The organism is Flavobacterium sp. P3_A6 (genome assembly GCF_056403035.1).
Genome location: NZ_JBFUGG010000010.1, coordinates 67,313 through 92,148, shown reverse-complemented (window position 1 = coordinate 92,148; position 24,836 = coordinate 67,313). Strand labels below are relative to the sequence as shown.

Genomic DNA, 24,836 nt, shown 5'->3' with positions numbered 1-24,836 from the left:
GACATTATGATGTTTTTAACAAGTCAGCCTGAGAAAAAAAAACATAAAAACATAAATACCCTAAAAACCAACATTTTATTATTAATATCATTTTTAAAACATAAAAAAAAATAAATATCATAAAAAGTGAACATGAAATTATTCAGTAATTATTTACAATAAACAACGAACATTCAGATAATTAGTTTATTATCTATCAACAAATTACTCTTTACAGTTATCAAACTTATTTTCAATGAATTGATTTTGTTACACTTTTTCCAATTTACTTGTCAAATCTCAGGATTCACTAGAAACTATTTTCTTAACTTTGCAACATGTTTACACTTTTCAAATCAAAACCTACTCTCAAGGATCTCATTCCTAATAATTATATTGATATTCACTCTCATCTTTTACCAGGAATTGATGATGGCGCCAAAACATTTGAAGATAGCTTAAGCCTTACGCAAAAGCTTTTGAGCTTTGGTTTCACTCAATTTATAACAACACCACATATCATCCAACATGTTTGGGATAATAACCTTGAACAAATTCTGGCTAATAAAGCGGCCACTGTAAAAGAACTGGAGAAAAACGACATAAATATTCCTTTTCGTGCGGCAGCCGAATATCTAATGGACGACCAATTTGTTCGATTATTCCAATCTGGAGAATTATTAACGCTAAAAGATAATTATGTTCTTGTAGAAATGTCTTATATTAATCCACCTATTCATTTATACAACATTCTTTTCGACCTCAAAATAGCAGGCTACATACCCGTTTTAGCTCATCCCGAGCGTTATTTATTCTACCATAATAATTTTAACGAATATATAAAACTAAAAAAAGCAGGCTGTCTATTTCAACTCAATTTATTGTCAATAGTAGGATATTATGGAAACAGCATTACCAAAATTGCCGAAAATCTTTTGAAGAAAGGAATGTATGATTTTGTTGGCTCAGATGTACATCATAATAATCATCTAGCCGCTTTTCAACAAAAAGTACAACTAAAAGATTTGTTACCATTGAAAGAAATTATTTCTAATAACCAATTTTTCAAAATAGAATAAGCCAGTTCAAAAAACAGTTACAAAATAAAAACGCTTATAACAAATATTTAAAACCTGTTACAAGCGTTTTTTTTATTATCTGAAAAATGACGCTATCAAATAAACGATGTTTTTCAGCGTCCTCTTTATAAATCCTTATCTTTTTTAAACTGCAAAAAAGTATTTTCGACAAATTACTATTTTTTATTTTGCAGCAGGAATAATATCAATTATCACAGTACGGTTATAAAAACGTTCTTCAGGAAATTTATTTTCAAAAGGAGATGCACTTTCATCTTCTCCAAAACCATGCACTTCAAATTTTACATCTTTTCTGCCTGCTTGCGATAATGCTCTCTCGATAATGTTTTTTACTTCGTTAGCTCTATCCAAAGATAAATTTAGATTATACGATTCCTCTCCAATAATATCGGTGTGGCCATGAATGATAACTACTCCGTCTTTTGGTATTTTAGGAGTAACAACCTCAGTCAGGTATTTATCATACATAGCAATTGCTTTTGATTTATTAAATTCAAAAACTATGCTGTATCTAAGTCCTTCATCCGTTTTAGAGGGAGTCCAGAGTACCATGTGGGCCGTAGTATCTTTTACTTCGATTTTACCGCTTTTGGTCTGACCTATCATTTTTACTTTATAATCACCTTCTGAACGTGTTCCCATGATTTTTTTACCTGGAATTTTTACCTGTTCTTGAGTATAAGGCCCAAAAGTTTTCATCTGCCCGTCTGGATCTGTAGTTTCCAAAGACCATGATGAATATGCTTCACCTGAACCTGATGCATCAATAGTAACATAACTATCTATTGGCGCCTCTTGAACGGCAGTAAACTCTAATGGTTTCAATGGAGCATCTGGCCCGCTTTGAAATTCCATCAATAATTCAGGCGAATTACTTTCTATAGAAACCCTGCGGTCACCTTCGCGGAGTAATTCTAATTCTTTTGTTCCTCCCGGCTGTTCTGATGGAATATTCGGTTTTAATTGCCCTTTAGCAGTTATTCTTGCAGCATTTATTCCGAATACATTAACCAAATAAGTTTTGATAGATTCGGCCATCATAGCACCGTCTTCCGATCCTTTTTCTGATGACCCTACAAGAGTAATCGATGTTGAAGGATTTTTTACCATTCGATCACCAAGAATGTTAATTACATTATAATAAACCGTCATTTGTCTTGCAGAACGGCCAGATGGGTTGACAACTGCAGTAGCAGCGATCTGATCTTCATTAAAATCTTTTACCTCCTCTTTTCTTAACAATTTGTAACGGCTTGGTATCTGATTTGAACCTAAATCATAAAAAACATAATTTCGCAATGGAAATGTTTCTCTTACACTGCGCTCACCAGGAATATTCTTAGGCGCATATACCGAAAACTGAACTTGAGTTTCTAAAGCTTCAGCAGCCACAATTTCATGTCCTTGTCCAAATTTAAGCGCAAGACCTGCCCTGATCGTGGTTACGTTCCAAGTTTCGGTTGAGCGTGGATTTTGTCCGAAATAAGGATGAAAAGCCACAAAAGGAGATAAAACAAATTGTGTTTTATGACTTTGTGAAGATAATTGAATATCATAACCTGCTCCTATCTGCATAGAAATAAGCGTTTTGTCTATCGCATCAAAATCTCCTTCTACACGGGGAGCTGGCTCTTGATTTGGATAAGCTGGATTTACTCCTAACGAATACTTAAATGATTTATCCATATTGAAAGCCAAACGCGGTCCTCCATACAAATAAAAATTAGATTTGAAAGGCGCAAAACGGATACTAGGCTCTACTGTAATGTAACTTAGATCCGTAGATAAATCTGCTGGGCAGTCACAAGGACTGATTACTTGATCAAAAGAACCTTTACGGCTGTCATAACCAGCTTGAAACATAAATCCCCATCTTGCATCCGGTTTATGAAATTCTATAAGCGGAGCCAAATAAAGTCCTGCCCCATCTCCTTCATGAAATGTCACCGGAGGAGTTAAACCCGCATTAAGCTGGTGTGTCGAACCATCATAAAGATTATAGTTTGAAGCAGTTGCCACACCAAAAAACCAAGATGGTCTTGTATACTGAACTTCTTGTGCCTGAACTGGTGTTTGTGTGCTTAACCATAATAAAGTCAGCAGAAAAAGACTTTTTAAGGATATATTATTGGGAATCCATGCCATGCATAACTCCGTTTTGAAATTAATTTTAGCTTTCATTTTATACTATTTTATTGTTAAATTATTGAGATAAATCCCGTCCGAAAACGGGATATACTGTTTATCAGTACTATTGTTTTATGGTACATTAACCGTAGTATTTACCATTGTTACTGATGACACTAATGATATTGCTCTTCCGTTAAGTACCGTTTGTACTGCATTCCCAGGAGTAGAAAAAGTAACACCTGAAGTAGCAATAATAGTTCCAACCATTGTACCGCCTCCGGCACCATTAATAGTTGCAGCACTGCCTACATACCAAAACACATTTTTGGCTAATGCACCATTCTTTAGTATTACACTTTTAGCACCTGTAGGACCTGCGATTCCAACTGTCAGACCAGCTGCCGTTTGAAAAATCCAAGTAGCATTTGGATCACCTTTTGCATCAAGTGTAAGATCACCATTACTGATTTTGAAAGTACCGCTAGCTGATTTATAAACACCCGGAGCTAATGTTAATCCGCCTAATTCGCCTGCATTTGGATCTGATCCTCCCGGTTTTGAAGCTGGTGAAATACTCAAATAGGCAGCAGTTGCATCAAGCTGTCCTTGTTGTGCTACTGCAAATGAAGTAGCATTTCCCGGAGCTGGAGGCGCGGCAAATATGCTTCCTGTCACATTCCCAACATTTAGAGGCGTCTCGGTATAAATTCCAGTACCGTCATGAAACCCAGTGATAAGTGTTGAAGCCGCAGTAGTCGCGATGCTTCCGTTATTGATTACCGTATTTAATCCTTGATTTGTTATTCCCGCATTTCCTCCAAAAGCTCCAAATACAGAAGCAGTACCCAGATTAACAACTATTGCAGCAGGAGGAGCCAGTACAGTGGTGAACTTCCAAACATAGTCACTAGCCAAAGGAGTCCCAACAACGTTTTTAGCTCCATTTGTAATTGTAGCGGTATAAACCGTCCCTATTACAAGAGAATTTGTTGGATTAAACGAAGCTGTAGTACCTGTATAAGAAACCGTTCCTGGAATTGTTACCGTTCCTTGTTTCAAAGTAAATGTGGCCGCATTGATTGTAGAAGCATCCATTGTGGTACTAAAATCAGCGGTTACTGTTTGATTTAAGGCTACACCAATAGCATTATTAATAGGATCTGTTGCTGTTACTGTCGGCACAACATCTGTTGTAAAAGTCCATGTATAATCTGCTGTCATTGCGGCATCCAATAAATTTTTTGCATCCTTAGTTATAGTTACAGTATAGATTCTATTAGCCAATAAAGGATTTGTTGGAACAAAAGAAACTGTCGATCCTGTATAGGTAATTGTTCCCACTACAGCATTCACTCCCTGACTTACTTTAAAAGTTGTTCCATTTAAAGTTGCTGGATTCATAGTCATATTGAATGTTGCCGAAATTGTTTTATCAAACTTCACAGCAACAGCATTGTTAAGAGGATCCGTTGTAATCACCACAGGTCTTAAAAGCGTACCCGTTGAAAATGTCCATACGTAATCAGTCTGCAAAAAATTCCCCATTAAGTCCTTTGCTTTTGTCGTAATTCTAGCTGTATAAGTGGTATTCTCTGCTAGCTGAAGTGTTGGTTTGAACGATGCTGTTGTACCAGCGTAAGTAACTGTTCCTGCTACTGGCGCAGCTCCAACTACTGTAAATGTGGCTGAAGTAATTGAACTTGGATCCATTTCCTCGTTGAATGCAGCGGTAATAGTCTGCCCTACTGGAACATTGACTGCATTACTAACAGGAGTTGTTGTCAGCACTACAGGACATACTCCTATGATTTCTTCGAAATCATCATTTGCGCAACCAGAAATTAGGACAATACATAGTATCGCAAAAGTGAATAGTAAAATTTTAGCTTTCATTTTATTTTGTTTTTAAGAATTGAATTGATTTATCCAATTAACCAACAAAGGTGACTTCACTATCTTCCATAAACATTACACAATTCCAACCAAAAGTTGTATCATTCACATTATTTCACACTTTAAAATATAAAAACCAATTAATTATCAATAATTTAATACAATAATTAAAAATTTATCAAGTTTTAACACCCCTCTTTCTTACCCATTGAAATCAAAATCACTACATATCAAGGAGTAACACATGAAATTTGATTTTCGCTCATAATGTATTTCAAATTAGCCGCATTGATTTTATTAAAAATAAGGATAATAGACATTGTCCTTTATTTTTATCAATTAAAATCCAAAAAAACTAGTGGTAACGATTATAAAAAACTTAATTTGCAAACCCAACTCAAATCTTTATCAAAAAAATTAATGCGTTTTTATATTCTATTTTACCTGTTTACTCTTTATGCCATTCCTACTGCACAAGCACAACTAAAAGCAATTACTGACCAAACTGACTATCCTTTCTGGATTAATCTGCCCAATCAGGATATATTGGATAAAAAAGCACCTGTCATTCTTTTTTTACATGGGAAAAGTTTATCTGGAACAAATTTGGATCGGGTTAAACGTTACGGAGTAATTCGAGCAATCGAAAAGGGGAAAGAAATCCCTGCTATAGTAATTGCTCCACAAGTAGCTCACGGTGCTTGGAATCCAGACAAGCTTTTACAGCTTTTGGAGTATGTGCAAAACAATTACAATACCGATTTGTCGAAAGTTTATGTATGCGGCATGAGTTTGGGAGGTTACGGAACTTTTGATTTTGCAGGTAAATATCCTGATAAAATAACGGCTGCAGTAGCCATTTGCGGAGGCGGAAATATAAAAGACGCCTACAATCTGACAAAAATTCCTTTGTGGGTTATACACGGAAACAAAGATTATATTGTTCCGCTTTCGGAATCAAAAAAAATGGTCAAAGCAATCCAGACCTGCGATCCCGATGCTAATGTCACCTTTACCATTGTAAAAGGGGGGAATCACGGCAGTGTTGAGCATTATTTCAGAGAAGATAAAATTTATAATTGGATGTTGGAAAAAAGTAAATTCATTCCATAAAAAAAGGCAAACTATATGGTCAATAAATACTATCCAGCGAACCGTATTGCCAAGCGGCGATTAGCGGTAGCTATTGTTTTTCAATTGTCACTTTTTAAATTCAACTAGAGTTTGGTCAATTATATTTTCAATTTCTAAAAAATTGTTTGCAAGTTGTAAAATATCTTCTTGAGCTTTTTCATTGTCAAATTCGATCCATCCCTCCATTAATGTAAGCGGACCAAAATCTGTGCTTACATTTTCCCATTTATACAAATGTTTTTTTACCTTTTCTCTAAAAGAATTTGCAAATTTTCTACTTTCAATAGAATATCCATATAATTTTCGAAGTTTCAATGCGTGGATATTATAAAATATTTTTTTCTGTTGTAAAGTTGATTCGTCAACCCAAATTGAAAAAAAAATTCTTGTTTCAGCAGTTAATGGATTATCTATTGAATTTGCCCAAGATTTTTTATAAAGCTTCAAAAAAGCAGCATTTAAAATTTCTCCAACATTTGTTTCAATTTTTTTTTCATTAAGCAATTTTTTATCAATTTGAGTTGCTGCTTTCTGAAATAAACTTATGTAATTTTCAAATTCCATTTCCGTTCTTTTTTAGACTATTTTTTTACAATGTTCGGACTGGCCACTCGAGCGATAGCGAACAGGCGAAGCAAATTATCCCAGATACAAAACCAACTTCCCATTAAGACAGTTGCCCAAATCCATTATAGCAATTGTTGTGCGATGTCCTTGCTATGAAATTTTTGTCGACAAAATTAATTCATCAATCATATGAGTATCTTCATCTAATTCTTTTGATTTCAAAAATAATTCTCTTGCTTTTTCAATTTCACCAATATCAAAATGGTAAATTCCAAGATTTCGATATGAATATGAATTATTTTTGTCAAGTTGAATAGATTTTTCTATGTCAGCTAAACCTTCGTTAATTCTCCCTGTTTTAATTTTTGAAAGTCCTCTGTTGTTATAAGAATAAGCAAAAAATTCATCAACTTCAATTGCTTTATCAAAAAGCGGAATTGCTTCTGAATATTTTTCGAGTAAAATCAAGGTAAAACCTTTGTTGTTTAAAGAATAAACATTTTCGGAGTTTAGTTCGATAGATTTATTATAAAAATCTAKGGATTCATCATTCAAATTCAGTTTACTATAAATAAGCCCTCCATTTGAATAATCGTCCGAAGTTAATTTGAATTCGTGTTCGTAATCGTCAAATAATTTTTTTGCTCTTTCAAAATTTTTGATTTCCATATTTGCAAACATATTTAGTCGATAAATATTTTCGCCTTTTAGTTTTATCTTTAGAAAGTAATCAAAAAGATTTATTGATTTCTTGTATTCTTTTTTGTTAAACAAGTCAATTGCTTCAGCATATTGATTTGGAAATTTTTTGTACTTAAAAAGTTTAGATATTGTATAACCATCGTTGTAAGTTACTGTTCCGTCAAATAACTCAATTGGGTTTTCATTTGGCATCAGATTTCCAAATAAATCTAATATTGAGATGAAGAAAAATATTACTGCAAAATGCAAATATAAATCACTAAAATCTTTTAAAAGTGCTATATATAAATAAAGTGTAGCAAAAATAGAAGAACAAATCGGTCCAGTTAAGACATAAATAATCTGTCTATTAATTGAAATGTTTTCTGCTGATGGAACACACAAACCGTTTTTCCAAGATAACATTTCATAACTTAACCAAACATTCAAATGTCCAATTCTGAAATTTATACTTTTATTTGGATTTCCATAAGAACCAATGTATATTGAAACTTTTTGTTTTGTCAATATAATTGCTGGAATTGCGTGTCCAAGTTCGTGCAAAATTACAACTATGCCTCTCACAATTGTTATTAAAAGAAGTGATTTAATTATAAAAGGTAATTTCATTTAAGGATTTTTCTCGATGATTATCACACAACGTTCTGACATTACAGCTGTTTTGGGACTAAATTAAACCCATTATTTGGGTTTACCAAAACATTCCAAATACAAAACCATTTTCCCATTAGCCTATTTCCCAAATCCGTTGTAGATATTGACGGTAGTTTATTGTTTTCTGTCTTCAGGAAATAATTCAAAATAAATTCTCAATAATGTTTCTCCAAGATTGGATAAAAGGTAATAGAATTTTATTTCGCCTCCTTTAAATTCTGGGTCATATTCATCGTATTGGTGTTTTTTTTCTATTGGAGTTTGTTCTGATGGTTCTTGAAATATCAATCCTAATCCTATCAATTCTACATAATCGCCTTCCCAAATTTCTTTCTTCTCTCCTATTTTAAAATCATTTACAAGATTTAATTCATCTAAATATGCATCTTGAATTAATTTTGTTAATCTTAAAAATTGCCAAACTGGAATTTCACCTGTTGCTTTTAACTTGCATAATCTGCCATACACTTTGCACTTTTTAATTGTTTCAAGTCTATCTATGGCTATTAATATTTTTTCAATTCCACTTTCATCTTCATCATCTAATTCATTTGTTAAGGCTGTTCTTTCTTCAAAATCAATTTCTCCTAATTCTAATAAAACATTCATTGCTTTTTTTATGAAAATTCTATCAGTATAGGAATTGTAAACATTTTTTACTGCAATTAATGACTTTAATATTGGAACTTCTTTAAGTATATCATTTGTTATTTCACTATCTAAAACTTTTTCAACAAGTTCAATTGTGATTTCTTGTAAATCCTTTGATTGTATGATTTCTTGTATTTCGTTTTTCACTTTTATGATGTTAAATTACTGTCAATGTCTAGTACTCAGCGGGTTTGAGACTAAATTAAGTCCATTATTCGGATTTGCCTAGTCATCCCAATATAAAAATAACTTTTGCATTAAACCAATTGCCCAAATCCCTTCTAGTATCTGTTAGCAAAAGTTTTTTATTCTGTTTTGCATATATAATTATGGATAGCATCCATAATCGTCCCAGGAATAACTCTTTCGTTGTAAGTATCATCATATAACCTTTGAGCTACATCTCCATTTTTGTTGTATTTAATTCCATTAGAAGTAGAAAAGGTTTTTGCTGAACAATTCATTTCACAAAATTCTAAAGTATATCCGCCACCACTTTTAATAAGTTTACCTTTCTTATTTTTGACGGTTTTAACTGGATTAATCATCTTAATCCAAAATTCTTTCATCCCATAATTTTCTTTCTCAAAAAGGATATAAACTTTTGTTCCATCCTTGGCTGAACCTACGTACTGATATTCATCATCGTTTTGAGAAAATGAATTGGCTGAAATGATAAAAAGTAAAAAACAGAATAATAAATTTCTCATATTATTTTGGTTTAAGGGTTTTGTTTTTTGCTGTGAACTAAAATTTCTATGAAATAAACTTTCGCTTATCTATCAGGTAGATGTATACGAAGTTTTGTTCCTATAAATACCAAACATACAAAACCATTTTTACTCTTCTATACGGTTTCCCGTAATTAGCACAAAAAATAAAATGGTTAACCAAAAATGTAACTCTTTACATTTCCATTCTCAGCAACGATAGAAATCGAAAAACACCAGCAACAAAAAAGCGATTGAGAACAGCATTACCTATTCATCAATCGCTTGTTTTATTTTTTGATTTTCTTTATTTCAAAATAGCCTTCAATTCGTCTATGCTTACTTTTTTCTGTTCTCCAGAAACCAAATCTTTTAGACTATATTGATTGTCATTCATTTCTTCCTCGCCCACAATTACCGCATAAGGAATAAAACGTTTATCGGCGTGCTGGAATTGTTTGGCAACTTTGGCATTATCGGGATATAATTCTACTTTAATTCCTGATGCACGCAATTCTTTGATGGCTTTCATCGAATAGAAAGCTTCTTTCTCTCCATAATTGATGAATAAAGCTCGTGAAGTAGAAGTTACCGCTTCTGGGAACAAACCTAACTCTTCGACAACCAAATAAATTCGGTCAAGTCCAAAAGAAATCCCTACTCCGCTCATGTTTTTCAATCCAAAAATACCTGTCAAATCATCGTAGCGTCCGCCTCCGCCGATAGAACCCATTGCAACGGTTTTTGGAGCGGCTACTTCAAAAATAGCCCCTGTATAATAATTCAACCCTCTTGCCAATGTTACGTCCAAATCCAAACTGGCGGTTGACAATCCTAAATTGGTAACATTATCGCAGATGAAACGAAGTTCCTCAACTCCCTTTAATCCTTCGGCTGATGAGGAAAGCAAAACAGACAATTTTTCGATTTTCTCTGAGATTGTACCTGTAAAATTGAATAACGGCTTTACTTTGGCAATTGCTTCCTCGGCAATTCCTTTTTCGATCATTTCTTTCTTTACGCCGTCCTCGCCTATTTTATCCAGTTTGTCCAAGGCTACCGTAAAGTCAATCAATTTATCGGATGCACCTATTACTTCGGCAATTCCGGAAAGTATTTTTCGGTTATTGATTTTTATTGTAACACCTGCAAGACCCAAAGCGGTAAAAACAGAGTCATATAACTGCACCAACTCCACTTCCTGCCAAAGAGATTTTGACCCTACCACATCGGCATCGCATTGAAAAAATTCTCTGAAACGCCCTTTCTGCGGACGGTCGGCACGCCAAACGGGCTGAATTTGGTATCTTTTGAAAGGAAATTCAATTTCATTTTGATGCTGCACCACATAACGCGCAAACGGAACCGTTAAATCATAACGCAACGCTTTCTCAGAAATGCTGGACGTCAATCTCGTGCTGTCTCTGGCTTCCAGATGTGTTACATTGGCTTTTGCCAAAAAATCCCCCGAATTCAATATTTTAAAAATCAACCGATCGCCTTCTTCTCCGTATTTCCCCATTAAGGTTTCAGAATTCTCAAACGATGGGGTTTCTATAGGCTGGAATCCAAACTTTTCAAAATTGCTTTTTATAATTTGGATAATGTATTGTCTTTTTGCCACCTCAGCAGGTGAAAAATCTCTGGTTCCTTTTGGAATGCTTGGTTTTGATGCCATTTTTTTAGATTGCAGATTTTAGATTGCAGATTTTAGATTATTGATATCCAAAATCATATTTCATTTGAAAAATTCAAATTGTTCATTTTAATTTTCCAAATGCAAATATCTTACTTTTAAAATAATTCCTTTTGAAAAATTTGTGATTTAATTTATATGAATATCCGTGACTTGTGCCAAGCTTGAAAAATAGCCACAGATTAAAAAGATTCGCACAGATTTTTCTAATAATGCATTTGAAATTTGTGAAAATCTTTGAAATCAGTGGCAAAAAAAAACATTATTGGTACGCTTTATAAAATCTTAAAATAATTTAATGCTCTTTAATAATGGAATGCCCTAGCCCAGATAGAAGCGGAAATCCTTTATTGTCTCGTTTTTTTTAACGAGACAATAAAGATTGAAGCGGATAGCTGGAATTAGCTCCTTAAAAATATTTTAGAGGAATTTCTCAAATACTAATTGTAACAAAAATTGTATTTTCGTGTCAAACAATCATGATGCTAAAATTATTTAAAGAAAATATCCGAATCGCTTTGGGTTCTATCCGAACTCAATTACTGCGAACCACTTTGACGGTGCTGATTATTGCCATTGGCATAACGGCACTGGTTGGAATTCTGACCGTTGTGGCAGCACTGGGCAATACGCTATCATCTGACTTTGCTTCAATGGGAGCCAATACGTTTAACATTAACCAATACGAGAATACTTCCCGGCGGCGGGGTGGCGGGGAACGCGAAGTTATAAATCCCATTATATCCTATCCCGAAGCGGTTGCCTTCAAAAATAAATACAATTACCCGATGACCGAAACGTCATTGTCTTTTACTGCGACATCAACTGCTGAAGTAAAATATGAAGCCTTAAAAACTGATCCGGAAATTAGTGTTCTAGGCGTCGACGATCATTTTTTAACCAACTCGGGGCTAGAAGCCGATTTGGGTAGAAATTTTACCAATTTTGACATTTCTAATAACGCTTATGTTTGTGTAATAGGTTCTGATTTTAAAAAAGGCCTTTTGAAAGATGTTAACCCAATAGGCAAAACGATTTCGATAAGAGGTGCCAAATTCAAAGTGATCGGAGTCCTGAAAGAGAAAGGTTCTACTTTTGGAAACAGTCAGGATTTAAGGGTTTTAATTCCTATACAAGTGGCCCGTTCATTATTTACTGCTCCCAATATTAACTATTCGGTGAGCGTTATGGTCGGAAAAAAAGAATTATTAAGCCCAGCAACCGACTACGCTATTAGTGCAATGCGTAAAATTCGAAAATTAAATCCCATAAAAGGCAATAATTTTGGCGTAGTGCGAAGCGATGATTTAATCAATAAAATATTGAGCATTACACAATATTTAAGTATGGCCTCTTGGCTTATCGGAATTATCACCATCTTGGGATCATCCATCGCTTTGATGAATATTATGATTGTTTCGGTAACAGAACGTACCAGAGAAATTGGCGTTCGAAAAGCTTTGGGTGCCAAAAAAACGACCATCGCCTTTCAGTTTTTTATTGAAACATTGCTAATTGGACAAATAGGCGGTTTTGTCGGGATTATTTTTGGAATTCTAATTGGTTTTGGAATTTCGACCGCAATGAACTTTGCCTTTGTAATTCCGTGGGGAGCCATCATGGCCGCTTTTATAACCAGTTTTATTGTTGCTGTCGTATCTGGATTATATCCTTCAGTAAAATCGGCAAATCTGGATCCTATTGAGGCGTTGCGCTATGAGTAGGTTACAGATGGCAGAAGACAGAACGCAGATTTTAGGTGGTAGAATTAAGATTGCAGAAGACAGAACGCAGAAAATAGATAGCTGGTTTTAGATTATAGAAATTTAGATTGCAGAATTACTAACAACTAACCTTCAAATAACAATATGAGATTTCAAGATTTATTGGCTTATAAAAAATCATTTGAATTAGGAATGTCAATTTTTAATATTTCGAAAGGTTTTCCAACTGAAGAGAAATACTCGTTAACAGACCAAATTAGACGTTCTTCAAGAAGTGTTTCGGTAAATATTGCAGAAGCCACTAGAAAAAGAAGATACGTTAATCATTTTATTTCCAAACTCACTGATAGTGATGCCGAAAATTCAGAAACCCAATCTTGGCTGGAATATTCACTTGCCTATGAATATATTAATCAAGAAACTTTTGACGGTTTAACTTCAAAAAGCCTTGAAGTTGGAAAACTATTAAATTATATGATGGCTAATCCCGATAAATTTAATTGAACTTTATATCTAAAATCTGCTATAACTGCTATCTAAAAACTAAATTCTGCTATCTATTTTCTGCCTTCTGAATTCTGAAACCTGCTACCTGTTTTCTGCCCTCGTCATCCTATCGTTATCATATATATCTTTACGTAATTCAACATTTTTGAAATTCATTTTTTCAAGTAATTCAACCATTTCTGTTCCCAAATATTGATTGATTTCAAAATACAATTGTCCTGAACTAGATAAGTTTTTTTGAGCCAATTCGGCTATTTTTCTATAAAAAATCAAAGCATCATCATCTTCCACAAAAAGGGCCAAATGAGGTTCATTGTCCAAAACATTTTTCTTGATTTCCTCTTTTTCGAGATTTCTTACATACGGCGGATTCGAAACAATAATATCAAACTCTTGTTCTAAATCTTCTGTATCCAAAATACTTTGATGAAGAAAAATCACATTCACATCATTGAGGTTAGCATTTTTTTTGGCTGTTGCCAAAGCTTTTTCGGAAACATCAATAGCAAAAACCTTAGCATTAGGCAGATTCTTAGCCAGCGAAATGGCTATACATCCACTGCCCGTCCCAATATCCAGAATTTTCAACTTTTGACTTTTGACTTCTGACTTTTGGTTTTCTAAAATCCAACCCACCAATTCCTCTGTTTCGGGTCTCGGAATCAAAACATTTTCATTGACCTCAAAATCCAATCCAAAAAAACTTGTTTTTCCCAACAAATACTGAATCGGAATTTCCAATTTCAATTGTTCCAAAATTGAATTCCAAATAGCAATTTCTTCCTCCGAAAACACTAAATCGGGTCGCAAAGCCAAATCTATTCTCTTCAATTGCTGTTTTTCTTCCAATATCAAATAGAAAAAACTCTCGGCTTCTCCTTCATCATACATCGAAGTAAGAGCTTGAATAAATTGGGTTCTGTATTCTTTTATTTTCATCTTCTATTATAAATATTCGGCTTTCAATCAAAAATCCAAAATCGTTAATCATAAATTTAAAATCATAATTCCCTCAGCATCCAAACCGGACAGCTTGTATGTCCTGTACTTCCCATTGGGGAACAAATATTTTCGAAACCTGCTTTTTTATAAAGCTTTTGAGCATCCAGCATAAAAGGCATCGTTTCCAGATAACATTTTTCAAAACCAAATTCACGGGCGCTTTGCAGACATAATTCCATCATTTGGCTTCCAATTCCCTTTCCGCGGATTTCCGGCAGAAAATACATTTTTTGCAATTCACAATAAGTTTCGGCTTCGTTTGCCAGCGGTGCCACGCCTGCTCCACCAACAATTCTCCCTTCACTTTCGACCACATAATAAACCGATTTTGGTTTACTGTATTCTTCAAACATCAAATCAAGATAAGGATCTTCATAAGCTGTACCAACTTTCGGGATATTCAATTCGTCAAAAACATCCCTTATCAATTGAGCAACCGCTTGATTGTCTTCTTTTTGTATTTTTCTAATAATCCAATTGTCCATAAAAATGCCCTATTATTAATTCAGTACACAAAAATAGCCATTGTAAATGGGAAAACATCTTAAGTTTTGAAACTAAATCCTAATCTCAAAATTATTACTTTTGCAAAGTGAATACACATGAAAAATACATGAGACGCTGCATAGCCCTAGCCAAAAATGGACTGGGAACAACCTATCCCAATCCTATGGTGGGAAGCGTCATTGTTTATGAAGGCAAAATCATAGGTGAAGGCTGGCATAAAAAAACAGGCGAACCCCACGCCGAAGTCAATGCCGTAAATTCGGTACGAGATAAATCATTGCTAAAAAAAGCGACTATCTACGTGAGCTTGGAACCGTGCAGTCATTTTGGAAAAACACCTCCATGCTGTGATTTGATCATAAAAAATAAAATTCCAAATGTGGTAATTGGCACTGTAGACCCTAATATTAAAGTAGCAGGAAATGGCATCAAAAAATTAATTGAAGCGGGTGTTCAAGTCACTGTTGGAATTCTCGAAAACGAATGTAACGAACTCAACAAGCGTTTTTTTACTTTTCATCAAAAGAAAAGACCTTATATCATTTTAAAATGGGCACAAAGTCAAGATGGCTTTATTGCACCTTTAGAAAAATCAGAAAAAAAACCAGTTTGGATCACCAATACCTATTCCCGACAATTAGTCCACAAATGGCGGACTGAAGAACAAGCTATTTTGGCAGGTACACAAACCATTATCGATGACAATCCAAAACTAAATGCCAGGGATTGGCAGGGGAACAATCCAGTTCGAATAATATTAGATCAAAACAATCGTATTCCAAAAGAAAATGCTGTTTTTGACAATCAAATAAAAACCATTGTCTTTACTAATTCCAAAAACACTATCTCGGAAGAAAACACTACCTTTGAAGGAATAGATTTTAAACAAAATTTAGCCCCGCAAATTGCTGATACGCTATACAATTATAATATTCAATCAGTTATTATTGAAGGAGGACTTCAAACTTTACAGACCTTTATCGATGCTGATCTTTGGGATGAAGCTCGAATTTTTACAGGAAAAATGACTCTAGCCAAAGGAATTCAAGCTCCTTTACTGCCGAAAACAAATTCCGAAAAACACTTAATAGATGAGGACGAACTTACAATACTAAGAAACCATGATTAATGCTATCATTTTTGATTTTGGAGACGTGTTTATTAATTTAGACAAACAAGCTACAATGGATGGTTTAAAAAATCTTGGCATATCCCATTGGAATGAAGATTTAAACCAATTGAACCTGCAATATGAAGTTGGATCCATTTCGGGAGAAGATTTTTTATCTGGAATTCAAAAACACACCAATAATGCTTCTATCGAAGATATTCGTGAAGCTTGGAATTCTATATTAGCAGACTTCCCATTATATCGATTGGAATTTCTCCAAATGCTTTCCAAAAAATATCGCTTATTTTTATTAAGCAATACGGATGCCATTCACATTGATACTTTCGAACAAAAATCAGGAGCTTCCTTTTACAGTGATTTTTACCAATGTTTTGAAAAAGTATATTTTTCATTTGAAATTGGAATGAGAAAACCAAATCCTGAGGTTTACAATTTCATACTCGATCAAAATGGACTGCAGGCAAAGCAAACATTATTCATAGATGACAAAAAAGAAAATACAGATGCTGCACAGGCGCTTGGTCTTCATATTTGGAACTTACAAGTAGGTGAAGAAGATGTAGTTGATTTGTTTGAGAAAAAAATTATTCAATAGCAAAACAATGACAATAGCAATATCAAAGATCAATTCCAATAGTAATAAATAAAAATTAAAAAAATCAAACTCATAAAATTAAAACAGTAAATATTTAAAATTGATATTGACATTGATTTTTGGCATTGATTTTTGGCATTGAAAAATGAAAGATACCTACAACACCATTGCATTTCCCTCTGAAGAATCCTTATTCAAGGAAAAGAGCAGTAAATTCTTTGGATACGCATTCCCTATAGAATCCGAAGACGAAGTAAAACCCATCATCGAAGTCCTAAAAAAGAAACATCCCCACGCGGTTCACTATTGTTATGCCTATCAAATAGGAGCAGAAACCATTCAATACAGAGCAAATGATGACGGAGAACCTAGTAATACTGCCGGCGCACCAATTTACGGTCAAATACAATCTTTTGGACTTACTAACGTTCTTGTAATTATAGTCCGCATTTATGGCGGAATAAAATTAGGCGTTGGCGGATTAATTACAGCTTATAAAACTTCTGCCCAAATCACACTAGAATCTTGTGAAATTATCGAAAAAACAATTGACATACCTTTTCAGATTTCATTTGATTATAAAAACATGAATAAAGTGATGCGGGTAATCAAAGAAAAAAAACTGGATATTACTTCTCAAGAAATGAAAATAAATGAGGAAACTAATTTGCCAATTGGCAAAATTGTAGTAAAAACCAGAAAAAAAAATGCCGAAATGATATTCGACACTTTTAACTCATTGTTTGAAATTGACATAAAAAAATTATAAATTCTCATTAAAAAGAACTCATTTTGATGATTATTCAAAAGTTTTTAGTAGTTCCAAAATGTAATCTGGAGGAGCTATCGGCTTACCTGTTTTCAGCGACACAAAAACCAACATAAATTGAGCAGTTGTTAATAACTCTTTCGATTCGTTATAAATTGCACAATCAAATTCTATCTTCACGGACGTCTGACTTTTGAAAACCGTATGCACGGTTAACAGTTCATCATAAACGGCCGATTTTTTATAATTGATATTCATGTTCACAATGGGAAGACCTATACCGCTTTCTTCCATCATTTTATATGAAATCCCTTTGTTTCTAAGCCATTCGACTCTTCCTATCTCAAAATAGGGGATATAATTTCCGTGATATACGACGCCCATTTGATCCGTTTCGGAGTAACGCACACGAACTTGAATTTGATGATCTTTCATTAATTTTGCATTAAAAATTTAAATTTTAAAAAGCTACTTACAACAATTTTTTCAAAAATTATAACTTAAAATATTTTTTTTTACAGATAATTGTTCACATATTTGTTATCCCGAAAAAAGAATAATTTTCTCATTCTTTTTGTAAGATAATAAATACCCGGAATAAAATAATTTAACTAGATATATGAACAAGACTGCACAATCAGTATGGGAAAACTGTCTGTCCTTTATAAAGGACAACATTCAAGATCAAGCCTATAAAACTTGGTTTGAGCCAATTAAATCAGTTGAACTTACCGATAATGCATTATATATTCAAGTACCAAGTAAATTTTTCTACGAATGGCTAGAAGAACACTATGTAAAATTATTAAAAGTAGCCTTGACCAAAGAACTTGGAAAAAATGCAAAGTTACTCTATAAAATTAAAATGGAAAACACTTATGGCAATAAACAGCCGTTTACGGAACAGTTGCCAAGTGCTAATAGAGGACCTGTAAAAGCGCAGGAAGTAGATGCGCCTTTTAAAAACCTTAACCCTGAATTAAAAAATCCGTTTGTAATTCCTGGAATCCGCAATTTAAAAATAGAATCTCAATTAAATGCCAATTACAGCTTTGATAATTTCTTAGAAGGAGATTCTAACAGACTAGCACGTTCAGCAGGTATGGCTGTTGCCAATAAACCAGGGGGAACTTCATTTAATCCATTATTAATTTTTGGCGGGGTTGGATTAGGAAAAACTCACTTGGCACATGCAATTGGAGTTGAAATTAAAGATAAATTTCCCGAAAAAACAGTTTTATATATTTCTGCCGAAATTTTTACCCAACAGTATATCGACTCGGTAAAGAAAAACAACAGAAATGATTTCATTCATTTTTATCAGTTAATCGACGTTTTAATCATTGATGATGTTCAGTTTCTTTCTGGAAAATCAGGAACACAAGATGTATTCTTTCATATTTTTAACTATCTGCACCAAAATGGCAAACAGGTAATCTTGACTTCTGACAAGGCTCCTGTAGACATGCAAGATATTGAACAGCGCTTATTATCCCGATTCAAATGGGGATTATCTGCCGAGTTACACCAACCAGACTACGAAACTAGAATTTCTATCTTAAAAAACATACTATACCGCGATGGCGTAGAAATGCCTGATGAAATTATAGAATATGTAGCCAGAAACATCAAATCAAATGTCCGCGAACTGGAAGGCGCCATTATATCATTGATTGCACAATCTTCTTTCAACAAAAAAGAAGTAACCATTGAATTGGCTAAAAGTGTCGTTGAAAAATTTGTAAAAAATGTAAAGAGAGAAATCTCAATAGATTACATTCAAAAAATTGTTTCCGATTATTTCCAATTGGATTTAGAAACCCTACAGTCTAAAACAAGAAAAAGGCATGTAGTGCAAGCTAGGCAGCTAGCCATGTTTTTTGCTAAAAAATTCACCAAAGCTTCATTAGCCAATATCGGTTCTCAAATTGGAGATCGTGATCACGCTACCGTACTGCACGCCTGTAAAACGGTTGATAATTTAGTTGCTACCGACAAACAATTTAAAAAGTATGTCGAGGATATCAATTCGAAATTAACGTTATAAAGCAATGCCTGTTAAAATTTTAATGGTTTGTTTGGGGAATATCTGCCGTTCTCCACTGGCAGAAGGTATACTGGCCTCCAAACTTCCAAATGACAAATTTCTTGTCGATTCAGCAGGAACAGGTTCTTGGCATGTTGGCCATGCTCCAGATAAACGTTCCATATCCACCGCACAAAAAAATGGCTTAAACATTACTAATCAAAAAGGGAGACAGTTCACAAGAGCTGATTTTGATGCTTTTGATTATATTTTTGTAATGGACAGCACCAATTACAGAGATGTTATTCATCTCGCTCAAAACCAAGCTCAAAAAGAAAAAGTCCAGCTCATTTTGGACGCTATTTTTCCAAATGAAAATGTCGATGTTCCAGACCCTTATTATGGTGTGGCAAACGGTTTTGATATGGTTTATGAAATGCTCGACGAAGCCTGCGATGTAATTGCCCAAAGGCTGATTGCCAAACATTCAGAATAAAACTAAATCTGTTTTTTTTATAACTTTGCCAGTGACCGCAAATACGCTGGTAAGAAATCATTCTTATAAGGCTAAAAAACTTCTCATTTTCTAAAAACAAAATCACCTTATGAAATCAGCACCTCTTTTTGGAAAACTATACTTAATTCCAACTACAATGGGCGATTGCGACCCAATGGATGTATTACCGCAAACCATAAAAAGATGCGTAGATCTCATAGATTACTATGTGGTTGAAAATGACAAAACTGCCCGAAAATCAATCAAACTCACTAATCCCGAGAAAAAACAATCAGAATTAAAACTTTTTGTACTCAATAAATATACCGAAACCAAAGATCACCAAGATTTTATAAAACCCCTTTTAGAAGGTAAAAACATGGGGCTTATGAGCGAAGCTGGTTGTCCTGGTGTAGCCGATCCTGGTGCGGTAATCGTAAAATTAGCTCACGATAAAGGGATTCAAGTTGTTCCTCTTGTTGGCCCATCCTCTATCCTTTTAGCTATGATGGCTTCCGGAATGAACGGTCAAAGCTTTACTTTTCATGGTTATTTACCCATTGAAAAAGACGAAAAAAGAGCCAGTTTCAAGAGTCTGGAACGCATATCTTTTGAAAAAAATCAATCTCAGATTTTCATCGAAACACCGTACCGCAACAATAAATTACTCGAAGATTTAATCCAGACCCTGCATCCTGAAACGCATCTATGCATAGCCACCGATATCACCTTACCAACGGAATACATCAAAACAAAGAAAATTTCGGCATGGAAAAAAGAAACCATCGATTTACACAAACGCCCCACTATTTTTATCATTCATAAAATGTAGCAGCTATTTTGGGCATTTCCCAAGAAAAACTGTTTAATCCAAAACATTAATCCTCCTAACCTAAACTCGATTATTATCTCCAACGGTTGAAACCGCTGGCCATAGCTAAACTTTGGATTGTTTTTTTAAATGATGGTAAAAAAGCAAAATCTTTCCCTCTAGGTACTATCTACAATTCCTAATCTTTCTGCTCCAAAAAATCAATAATCGAGTTCAGATTCCTAAGATTTTTAATAAAAAGGATCATTCTAAATTTTTTTTAGATCAACAATTCATTTAATCAAAATCAGAAACAAACTTAGCCAATCAATAAAACAGCTTTTATTTAAGAGAATAATAAGTTTTTAAAATTAATGTAATCGATTGCATTTGAACTGTTTTGTTGTATATTGCATCGATTTCACTCTTAAATTTATTAAACCAAAACCTTTATTAAATGAGAAAATTATTATTTTTAGGTATCTTTTTACTTGGCCTTTACAACGTTTGTGGACAAAACTATTACATGGCAAGCCCACAAGGATTTGGTGCAGGTGCTACTGGGGGCGGTACTCCTACTGCTTCTAACACAGTAACAGTTGATACTTATGCTAAACTGAAAACTGCACTTACATCAACTACGGTGGCTAATTCCATAATTTTGATTTCAGGAACGATTGACTGTGTCTACACAAGCATATTGCTTACTAATAGAACCATTATAGGATTACCCGGAGCAAGACTAAGAAACTTACAGATAACACCTGGAGACTCACCAACATCTGCCGCTAATTCCGGAATCCTCTACATAAAATCCGGCTCTAATAACGTTATCATAAGGAATCTTATTTTTGAAGGCCCTGGAGCCTATGATGTTGACGGAAGAGACAATCTTACTAACGAAGGAACCAATATCTGGATGGATCATTGCGAGTTTCAAGACGGTATGGACGGCAATTTCGATATTAAAGGAGATGCTGATAACGTAACAGTTTCATGGTGTAAATTCACCTATTTAAAAACTCCAACAGCTGGAGGATCTGGAGGGTCAGCAGACCACCGTTTTACAGATTTAGTTGGTTCAGGCATTGCTGATTTTCCTTCTGACGGCCGTTTTAGCGTAACTTTTCAAAACTGCTATTGGGCAGAAGGTTGCAAAGCCAGAATGCCAAGAGCCAGAAATGCCGAATTGCATGTCTTAAATTGCTATTATAAAACCAGCGTTTCCGGAGCTTCTGCTGTCGGACTTGGAGCTGGAGATAAAGGAACTACCTGTTATATTGAAAATTGTAATTTTGAACAAATAGCTACTATTTCCAGTCCTGTCAGTGAGGGTTCAGGAACGGTTGCCGTTAAATTTGATAATTGTACAAAAGGAACAGCTCCTACGGCTGTTACAGGTTTTGATGTTGGAACGGCCACTAAGCCATCTTACACATACAATCCGTTTTCTACAGCCAATGTAGCTTCCTATGTATCAAATTCATCTTGTGGCGCAGGAGCCACCTTAAATGTCACTAATACTGGCACTATATCAACCAGCTGTACTAATTTAGGCACTGAAGATCATACTTTAAACGAAGACATAAAACTGTATCCCACAGCAGTTGTTGCTATATTAAATATTGATTTATCCGATACTACCTCAGGAAACGCAACCATAAACATATATTCTATTACTGGAGAAAAAGTTTTCACTTCTTATAAAAACGTATCTCCTAATGAAAAGTTGTCTCTCAATTTAGCCAGCTTATCCAAAGGCATCTATTTATGCAATCTTAAAATAGGCGAATTTTCAACTACCTATAAATTTATAAAACAATAAGTTTTTTATTTTTTGAAAAACAATTAGTCAACCAGAAAGGGTATAGTACAATTTTTCATAATTTTGAAAATAAAATTAGAACTAAGCCTTCTTTTTAAAACCAACAATAATTATGAAAACCTTCATCTTAATTATAAGCTTTTTTATAAGTATTTGTTGTGCAGCTCAAGACAAATTAAATTTCAATTCAAAACCTATTGATTGCGAAGATAAATGGGTTGTCTTTCCGTCTGACTCATCCGGCTCCTACAACTATGGTTTTGTATACATGGACAATCAAGCAGGTTTAACTTTTGATTTTGCTGGTTCATTCAAAATAAACAGCAATGGAAAATTTCTTATCAGTAAAAATGAAGCGGAAAGTTCTATGAAATTCAGATTACAGCCAAACAAATCATTAGTAGCAATCATTCCTGAATCTTATTTTGTCGAATTTAATATTTCAAAAACTCCTGATTGGCTCAATGCTTACCAAGAAGGAGAAAACGCTACCAATAGGTTATTCAGATGGGGCTTCACTTATAATCTCTGGAACGAATGCGCTAAAGGGTTAACGTACTTAGAAAAAGTAAAAAAGATCGACCCGAATTACAAAGGACTTAAAACTGAGATTGCTTTTTCATATAATTGTTTAAATCAACCTCAAAATGCGATTAATATCCTAAAAGAAGTAATTAAACAAACACCGGACGACGCTTATGCTTACAAAGAATTACTTTATTCACAAGTGCATAACAACCAGCTCCCTGATGCAATAAAGACCTATTATAAAATAGAAAAGGATATAATTGACAAAACTTATAAATCTGAAAACGCATTCAATATTTTATGCGCATTCTACAGTCAGAATAATTTAAAAAAATTCAACGAGTGGATAAACTTTACTCAAATTGACAAAGACAATCACTTTGGACCTTATGTCGAAAAATTTAAAAAGGATTTGGAAAAGATGAATTAGTTTCCAAAACTGCTTTTATACAACTGAATAAATTTATCTATTTCATGAGTAAATTACCAAATGTAACAACGAGCATTTTTACAGTAATGTCCAAAATGGCGTCAGAACACAGCGCTATCAATCTTTCTCAGGGATTCCCAAACTTCCCTGTTGACGAGAGATTAACAGAAATAGTTTCCCGATTAGCACTTGAAGACGTTCAACAATACACGCCTATGTCTGGTTATCTGCCATTGCTAGACAAAATTGCTACATTGGTAAAATCATCTTACAATCGTGACATCCTTCCCGAAACTGAAATACTAGTAACAGCCGGCGCAACCCAAGCCATATTCACAACATTACTAGCCTTGCTAAAACCAAATGACGAAGTAATCATTCTTGATCCAAGCTACGATTGCTACGAAGCACCAATTTTGTTAAGCCAGGCAAAACCGATTCGTGTAGCACTCAATGACGACTACACGCCCAATTGGAATATGATTGGCAATTCATTTTCGGAGAAAACCAAAATGATAATCATCAATAATCCGCATAATCCAACGGGTAAAATCTTGACCGAATCCGATTTGAAAAATTTAGAAACACTTTTAGAAAAACACCCCAATGTATTATTGCTTTCCGATGAAGTTTACGAATACATCACTTTCGAACAAAAACACATTTCAACCCATACCCGAAAAAAACTGCTTGACCGTTGCATTACTGTTTCTTCTTTTGGAAAATCATTTCATGTAACGGGCTGGAAAATTGGTTACCTTGTAGCTCCTGACTATTTGATGAAAGAAATCAAAAAAGTGCATCAATTTCTAATCTTTAGTGTCAATAGCATTTGTCAAGCCGCCGTTTCAGAATATTTGGACTTAGTGGATGTAAATGAGATCCGCTCATTTTATCAAGAGAAGCGAGATTACTTTAGAGCATTATTAAAAAATAGCCGATTCCAACTGATGCCTTGCGAAGGAACTTATTTCCAAGTAGTCTCCTATGCCTCAATCTCTAACGAAAGTGATGTTGATTTTTGCAAACGGTTAATTACTGATTATGGTGTTGCAGCGATTCCCATATCCACTTTTTATGAAAATGGAAAAGATTTAAAATTAATCCGCTTTTGTTTTGCTAAGGATAATTTAACTTTAGCAGAAGCGGCGAAAAGATTGGAAGCAATATAATTACTGAGATGCAAATTTTCTAAGAGTCTGTGTTTTTTTTTACATAACCATTTTATGTCTTGGAAAACTCTGTACCTAAAAAACTTAGCAATCAAT

23 protein-coding genes are annotated in these 24,836 nt (G+C 34.2%); 13 read left to right on the top strand and 10 right to left on the bottom strand.

Annotated elements, in window-relative coordinates:
• Positions 1–317: 317 nt before the first annotated feature.
• Positions 318–1,058 (top strand): tyrosine-protein phosphatase, encoded by a 741-nt coding sequence (locus AC1DVP_RS11935; protein ID WP_477183696.1) that lies wholly within the window; start codon positions 318–320, stop codon positions 1,056–1,058.
• Between the two features lie 183 nt (positions 1,059–1,241).
• Here AC1DVP_RS11935 and AC1DVP_RS11930 read toward each other — a convergent pair whose 3' ends face one another.
• Both AC1DVP_RS11930 and AC1DVP_RS11925 read right to left on the bottom strand, forming a co-directional pair.
• A complete protein-coding gene (locus AC1DVP_RS11930) occupies positions 1,242–3,260 on the bottom strand; it encodes an OmpA family protein (RefSeq protein ID WP_477183695.1) in 2,019 nt (672 codons plus the stop codon).
• 78 nt (positions 3,261–3,338) lie between these two features.
• Positions 3,339–5,102 (bottom strand): Ig-like domain-containing protein, encoded by a 1,764-nt coding sequence (locus AC1DVP_RS11925; protein WP_477183694.1) that lies wholly within the window; start codon positions 5,100–5,102, stop codon positions 3,339–3,341.
• Positions 5,103–5,522: 420 nt separating this feature from the next.
• Here AC1DVP_RS11925 and AC1DVP_RS11920 point away from each other — a divergent pair, with 420 nt between their 5' ends.
• The gene (locus tag AC1DVP_RS11920) at positions 5,523–6,215 is read left to right on the top strand and encodes a carboxylesterase family protein (RefSeq protein ID WP_477183693.1); all 693 of its coding nucleotides are present in this window, start codon (positions 5,523–5,525) and stop codon (positions 6,213–6,215) included.
• An 87-nt stretch (positions 6,216–6,302) separates the two neighbouring features.
• Here AC1DVP_RS11920 and AC1DVP_RS11915 read toward each other — a convergent pair whose 3' ends face one another.
• The 5 genes from AC1DVP_RS11915 to hisS all read right to left on the bottom strand — a co-directional run bounded on the left by AC1DVP_RS11915 (position 6,303) and on the right by hisS (position 11,198).
• The gene (locus tag AC1DVP_RS11915) at positions 6,303–6,800 is read right to left on the bottom strand and encodes a hypothetical protein (protein ID WP_477183692.1); all 498 of its coding nucleotides are present in this window, start codon (positions 6,798–6,800) and stop codon (positions 6,303–6,305) included.
• 153 nt (positions 6,801–6,953) lie between these two features.
• Complete coding sequence (locus tag AC1DVP_RS11910; RefSeq protein ID WP_477183691.1) at positions 6,954–8,114, bottom strand: tetratricopeptide repeat protein; 1,161 nt, start codon at positions 8,112–8,114, stop codon at positions 6,954–6,956.
• A gap of 159 nt (positions 8,115–8,273) precedes the next feature.
• Positions 8,274–8,957 carry a hypothetical protein gene (locus AC1DVP_RS11905; RefSeq protein WP_477183690.1) on the bottom strand — a complete coding sequence of 228 codons (684 nt, stop codon included), beginning with the start codon at positions 8,955–8,957 and terminating at the stop codon, positions 8,274–8,276.
• 158 nt (positions 8,958–9,115) lie between these two features.
• The gene (locus tag AC1DVP_RS11900) at positions 9,116–9,520 is read right to left on the bottom strand and encodes a hypothetical protein (RefSeq protein ID WP_477183689.1); all 405 of its coding nucleotides are present in this window, start codon (positions 9,518–9,520) and stop codon (positions 9,116–9,118) included.
• 307 nt (positions 9,521–9,827) lie between these two features.
• Positions 9,828–11,198: a histidine--tRNA ligase gene (gene hisS, locus AC1DVP_RS11895; protein ID WP_477183688.1), complete on the bottom strand. Its 1,371-nt coding sequence runs from the start codon at positions 11,196–11,198 to the stop codon at positions 9,828–9,830.
• A 497-nt stretch (positions 11,199–11,695) separates the two neighbouring features.
• Between hisS and AC1DVP_RS11890 the strand changes: the two genes are divergently transcribed.
• Complete coding sequence (locus AC1DVP_RS11890; protein ID WP_477183687.1) at positions 11,696–12,940, top strand: ABC transporter permease; 1,245 nt, start codon at positions 11,696–11,698, stop codon at positions 12,938–12,940.
• Between the two features lie 144 nt (positions 12,941–13,084).
• A complete protein-coding gene (locus tag AC1DVP_RS11885; protein WP_477183686.1) occupies positions 13,085–13,444 on the top strand; it encodes a four helix bundle protein in 360 nt (119 codons plus the stop codon).
• An 84-nt stretch (positions 13,445–13,528) separates the two neighbouring features.
• Here the strand turns inward: AC1DVP_RS11885 and prmC are convergent, their stop codons facing one another.
• Positions 13,529–14,386, bottom strand: a complete 858-nt coding sequence (gene prmC, locus AC1DVP_RS11880) for a peptide chain release factor N(5)-glutamine methyltransferase (RefSeq protein ID WP_477183685.1) — start codon at positions 14,384–14,386, stop codon at positions 13,529–13,531.
• Between the two features lie 62 nt (positions 14,387–14,448).
• Complete coding sequence (locus AC1DVP_RS11875) at positions 14,449–14,934, bottom strand: GNAT family N-acetyltransferase (protein ID WP_477183684.1); 486 nt, start codon at positions 14,932–14,934, stop codon at positions 14,449–14,451.
• 107 nt (positions 14,935–15,041) lie between these two features.
• On the opposite strand from AC1DVP_RS11875, the gene ribD reads away from it, so the two are divergent.
• From ribD to AC1DVP_RS11860, 3 genes are all read left to right on the top strand, one after another.
• Entirely contained in the window at positions 15,042–16,085 is a 1,044-nt protein-coding gene (gene ribD, locus AC1DVP_RS11870) for a bifunctional diaminohydroxyphosphoribosylaminopyrimidine deaminase/5-amino-6-(5-phosphoribosylamino)uracil reductase RibD (protein ID WP_477183683.1), read from the top strand.
• Entirely contained in the window at positions 16,078–16,683 is a 606-nt protein-coding gene (locus AC1DVP_RS11865; RefSeq protein WP_477183682.1) for an HAD family hydrolase, read from the top strand. Before ribD ends, AC1DVP_RS11865 begins: the two co-directional genes overlap by 8 nt.
• A 145-nt stretch (positions 16,684–16,828) precedes the next feature.
• The gene (locus AC1DVP_RS11860; RefSeq protein WP_477183681.1) at positions 16,829–17,452 is read left to right on the top strand and encodes an IMPACT family protein; all 624 of its coding nucleotides are present in this window, start codon (positions 16,829–16,831) and stop codon (positions 17,450–17,452) included.
• A 30-nt stretch (positions 17,453–17,482) separates the two neighbouring features.
• Here the strand turns inward: AC1DVP_RS11860 and AC1DVP_RS11855 are convergent, their stop codons facing one another.
• Positions 17,483–17,887 (bottom strand): acyl-CoA thioesterase, encoded by a 405-nt coding sequence (locus AC1DVP_RS11855; RefSeq protein ID WP_477183680.1) that lies wholly within the window; start codon positions 17,885–17,887, stop codon positions 17,483–17,485.
• A 184-nt stretch (positions 17,888–18,071) separates the two neighbouring features.
• Here AC1DVP_RS11855 and dnaA point away from each other — a divergent pair, with 184 nt between their 5' ends.
• The 6 genes from dnaA to AC1DVP_RS11825 all read left to right on the top strand — a co-directional run bounded on the left by dnaA (position 18,072) and on the right by AC1DVP_RS11825 (position 24,740).
• A complete protein-coding gene (gene dnaA, locus AC1DVP_RS11850) occupies positions 18,072–19,499 on the top strand; it encodes a chromosomal replication initiator protein DnaA (RefSeq protein ID WP_100433499.1) in 1,428 nt (475 codons plus the stop codon).
• Positions 19,500–19,503: 4 nt separating this feature from the next.
• Positions 19,504–19,974, top strand: coding sequence for a low molecular weight protein-tyrosine-phosphatase (locus tag AC1DVP_RS11845; protein WP_477183679.1), 471 nt, complete (start codon positions 19,504–19,506; stop codon positions 19,972–19,974).
• A 109-nt stretch (positions 19,975–20,083) separates the two neighbouring features.
• The gene (locus tag AC1DVP_RS11840) at positions 20,084–20,806 is read left to right on the top strand and encodes an SAM-dependent methyltransferase (protein WP_477183678.1); all 723 of its coding nucleotides are present in this window, start codon (positions 20,084–20,086) and stop codon (positions 20,804–20,806) included.
• A gap of 436 nt (positions 20,807–21,242) precedes the next feature.
• Positions 21,243–22,610, top strand: coding sequence for a T9SS type A sorting domain-containing protein (locus AC1DVP_RS11835; protein ID WP_477183677.1), 1,368 nt, complete (start codon positions 21,243–21,245; stop codon positions 22,608–22,610).
• 112 nt (positions 22,611–22,722) lie between these two features.
• Positions 22,723–23,568, top strand: a complete 846-nt coding sequence (locus AC1DVP_RS11830) for a tetratricopeptide repeat protein (protein WP_477183676.1) — start codon at positions 22,723–22,725, stop codon at positions 23,566–23,568.
• 35 nt (positions 23,569–23,603) lie between these two features.
• On the top strand, positions 23,604–24,740 hold the full coding sequence (locus tag AC1DVP_RS11825; RefSeq protein ID WP_477183759.1) for a methionine aminotransferase: 1,137 nt from the start codon (positions 23,604–23,606) through the stop codon (positions 24,738–24,740).
• Positions 24,741–24,836: the final 96 nt, after the last annotated feature.

Coding starts and splice junctions, on each gene's coding strand:
- AC1DVP_RS11920 (WP_477183693.1), top strand. CDS start 5,523: ATGCGTTTTTATATTCTATTTTACCTGTTTACTCTTTATGCCATTCCT.
- AC1DVP_RS11935 (WP_477183696.1), top strand. CDS start 318: ATGTTTACACTTTTCAAATCAAAACCTACTCTCAAGGATCTCATTCCT.
- hisS (WP_477183688.1), bottom strand. CDS start 11,198: ATGGCATCAAAACCAAGCATTCCAAAAGGAACCAGAGATTTTTCACCT.
- AC1DVP_RS11900 (WP_477183689.1), bottom strand. CDS start 9,520: ATGAGAAATTTATTATTCTGTTTTTTACTTTTTATCATTTCAGCCAAT.
- AC1DVP_RS11830 (WP_477183676.1), top strand. CDS start 22,723: ATGAAAACCTTCATCTTAATTATAAGCTTTTTTATAAGTATTTGTTGT.
- AC1DVP_RS11835 (WP_477183677.1), top strand. CDS start 21,243: ATGAGAAAATTATTATTTTTAGGTATCTTTTTACTTGGCCTTTACAAC.
- AC1DVP_RS11845 (WP_477183679.1), top strand. CDS start 19,504: ATGCCTGTTAAAATTTTAATGGTTTGTTTGGGGAATATCTGCCGTTCT.
- AC1DVP_RS11840 (WP_477183678.1), top strand. CDS start 20,084: ATGAAATCAGCACCTCTTTTTGGAAAACTATACTTAATTCCAACTACA.
- AC1DVP_RS11890 (WP_477183687.1), top strand. CDS start 11,696: ATGATGCTAAAATTATTTAAAGAAAATATCCGAATCGCTTTGGGTTCT.
- AC1DVP_RS11875 (WP_477183684.1), bottom strand. CDS start 14,934: ATGGACAATTGGATTATTAGAAAAATACAAAAAGAAGACAATCAAGCG.
- AC1DVP_RS11915 (WP_477183692.1), bottom strand. CDS start 6,800: ATGGAATTTGAAAATTACATAAGTTTATTTCAGAAAGCAGCAACTCAA.
- prmC (WP_477183685.1), bottom strand. CDS start 14,386: ATGAAAATAAAAGAATACAGAACCCAATTTATTCAAGCTCTTACTTCG.
- dnaA (WP_100433499.1), top strand. CDS start 18,072: ATGAACAAGACTGCACAATCAGTATGGGAAAACTGTCTGTCCTTTATA.
- AC1DVP_RS11865 (WP_477183682.1), top strand. CDS start 16,078: ATGATTAATGCTATCATTTTTGATTTTGGAGACGTGTTTATTAATTTA.
- AC1DVP_RS11885 (WP_477183686.1), top strand. CDS start 13,085: ATGAGATTTCAAGATTTATTGGCTTATAAAAAATCATTTGAATTAGGA.
- AC1DVP_RS11930 (WP_477183695.1), bottom strand. CDS start 3,260: ATGAAAGCTAAAATTAATTTCAAAACGGAGTTATGCATGGCATGGATT.
- AC1DVP_RS11860 (WP_477183681.1), top strand. CDS start 16,829: ATGAAAGATACCTACAACACCATTGCATTTCCCTCTGAAGAATCCTTA.
- AC1DVP_RS11855 (WP_477183680.1), bottom strand. CDS start 17,887: ATGAAAGATCATCAAATTCAAGTTCGTGTGCGTTACTCCGAAACGGAT.
- AC1DVP_RS11925 (WP_477183694.1), bottom strand. CDS start 5,102: ATGAAAGCTAAAATTTTACTATTCACTTTTGCGATACTATGTATTGTC.